Origin of the sequence: Bradyrhizobium sp., from assembly GCF_049798375.1 — a bacterium.
Lineage (GTDB): Bacteria > Pseudomonadota > Alphaproteobacteria > Rhizobiales > Xanthobacteraceae > Bradyrhizobium.
Window position 1 is genome coordinate 1 of sequence record NZ_JBARGP010000377.1, and the last position, 2232, is coordinate 2232.

3 protein-coding genes are annotated in these 2232 nt (G+C 64.2%); 2 read left to right on the forward strand and 1 reads right to left on the reverse strand.

The features are described from left to right. Positions 1-305, reverse strand: a 305-nt coding sequence (gene ssb / locus WA702_RS16200) for a single-stranded DNA-binding protein (protein WP_425111548.1), incomplete at its 3' end; no start/stop codon positions are given. A gap of 462 nt (positions 306-767) precedes the next feature. On the opposite strand from ssb, the gene WA702_RS16205 reads away from it, so the two are divergent. After that, positions 768-1547, forward strand: a complete 780-nt coding sequence (locus WA702_RS16205; protein WP_425111549.1) for an outer membrane protein — start codon at positions 768-770, stop codon at positions 1545-1547. Positions 1548-1774: 227 nt separating this feature from the next. Further along, positions 1775-2232: outer membrane protein (locus WA702_RS16210; RefSeq protein ID WP_425111550.1), on the forward strand; the 458-nt coding region annotated here is incomplete at its 3' end.

Consider the following 2232-nt stretch of genomic DNA (forward strand, 5'->3'; position numbering starts at 1 on the left):
ACTTCGGTGGAGTACTTCTCGACGCCGCTCTGGTCGGTCCACTTCCGGGTCTGCAGCGCACCCTCGATGTAAACCTTGGCGCCCTTCTTCAGATACTGCTCGGCAACCTTGCACAGCCCTTCATTGAAGATCACGACCCGATGCCATTCGGTCTTCTCTTTCCGCTCGCCGGTCCCCTTGTCCCGCCACGTCTCCGACGTCGCGATGCTCAGATTGGCGATCGGCCGTCCATCCTGGGTGCGCCGGATCTCGGGATCCTTGCCGAGATTGCCCACCAAAATCACCTTGTTCACGCTTCCCGCCATCACCCACTCTCCCGCGGTTCAAATCCTTAAGGACCGGCGCGCCGCAGCGTTCCAGCCGCGTCGGCACATCCACGTTCCTTTCGTGGCGGACCCTATACGCTTGCTGCGGCTGCCACCCGCCCTCTCCTGGCTTATCCACATATAGCGCGGGAGCAGTCAATGTTCCAGATTTGTTCTGAAACTTGCGCACGCTACTGTGCTTATGCATCACAACTTTGAGGTGCCGGAGCTGATGGAACCCGAAACCGTTCTCCCAAGAATCGAAAAACCAAGCTGGATCATTAACTTACGTTAGCTCGATGCAGGCCGATTCCGCTCGCGTGTGTGACTTTTCGGAGACGGTATCTGCGGTTGAATCGGATATATTTGCGATCGGAATAGGGATCGCATGGGCGGTCGCGGGGAATTGAGATGGCGCTTCCGGGGACGACCGGGAAGCGCAAAACGCCGAAGGGGAATGCAATGAAGAGAATTCTGCTGGGAGCGACGAGCATCATTGTGTTGGGGATGGCGGTTCCGGCCAGCGCTGCGGATCTCGCAGCCCGGCCCTACACCAAGGCCCCGCCTCCGATGGCAGCCGCCATCTATGACTGGAGCGGCTTCTATATCGGCGGCAACGGCGGCGGCGGCTGGAGCCACAATTGCTGGGATCTCGTCGCTACGGCGGCAGCAGGCACGCTGCCGGCGCCGTTGGCCGAAGGCTGCAACAACGCCTCCGGTGCCACCGCCGGCGGCCAGATCGGCTATCGCTGGCAGTCCAGCACCTGGGTGTTCGGTCTCGAAGGCCAGGGCAACTGGGCCAATTTCCGCGGCAGCAACACCAACCTGCTGGGCGGCACCCCGCTCGTTGCCGCTGGGCTGACCGATCAGACCCGGGTCGATGCTTTCGGTCTGTTGACCGGTCAGGTCGGCTGGGCCTGGAACAACGTGCTCGGCTACGTGAAGGGCGGCGCTGCCGTCGTCGGCGACCAGCACCGGACGTTCACCGCCGCAGGCGTGCTGGCCGACTCGGCCAACGAGACCCGTTGGGGCGGGACAGTCGGTGCAGGCATCGAGGTCGGCTTTGCGCCGAATTGGTCGGTCGGCTTCGAATACGACCACCTGTTCATGGGGACCCACAACGTCAGCGCTGTGACGCCCGCGGGCGCCTTCAGTGCCACCGACCGCATCGGTCAGGACATCGACCTCGCCACCGTGCGGCTGAACTACCGCTGGGGCGGCCCGGTCGTCGCGCGGTACTGATCGCTGATCATCGCGTGCCGCAGAAATTGAAAAGGCCGGCCTCGCGCCGGCCTTTTTGCGTGTGGCGACGATGTTTCCGCCCGCGCCTTGCGGTGTGATCGCACGCGGCGGTTGCTGCAAGGTTGTGGCTTTTCGGTGACGGCAGTCCGGGCTGAACGCGGCTATAAGCGGGACGGGGCGTGGGTAAAGGCGTGAGTGCAGGCGTCGAGATGGCGGTGGGGACAGCTATGAAGAAGGTGCTCCAGGTCGGCATGGCCTGGCTGGCACTGGGGGCGGCGCCTGCACTCACGGCCGACCTCGCCGCGCGGCCTTACGCCAAGGCCCCGGCGATGGTCGCTGCGATCTACGACTGGAGCGGTTTCTACCTCGGCCTCAATGCCGGCGGCGGCTCGGCCCATAATTGCTGGACCACCACCACACCAACCATTCCGACTGCGGCCGAAGGCTGCCACGATGCGACCGGCGGCCTGGTCGGCGGCCAGATCGGCTACCGCTGGCAGGCCGGCACCTGGGTGTTCGGCCTCGAGGCACAGGGCGACTGGGCCGCCTTCAAGGGCAGCAATGCCAGCCTGTCGATTCCCGGCGTCACCAACCAGAGCAAGGTCAATGCGCTCGGCCTGTTCACGGGCCAGGTCGGCTATTCCTGGAACAACGTGCTCTGGTACGTGAAGGGCGGTGCCGCCGC

What these genes read in the sequence shown, in the direction of transcription:
- WA702_RS16205 (WP_425111549.1), top strand. Translation starts at nt 768, where the DNA reads ATGAAGAGAATTCTGCTGGGAGCGACGAGCATCATTGTGTTGGGGATG.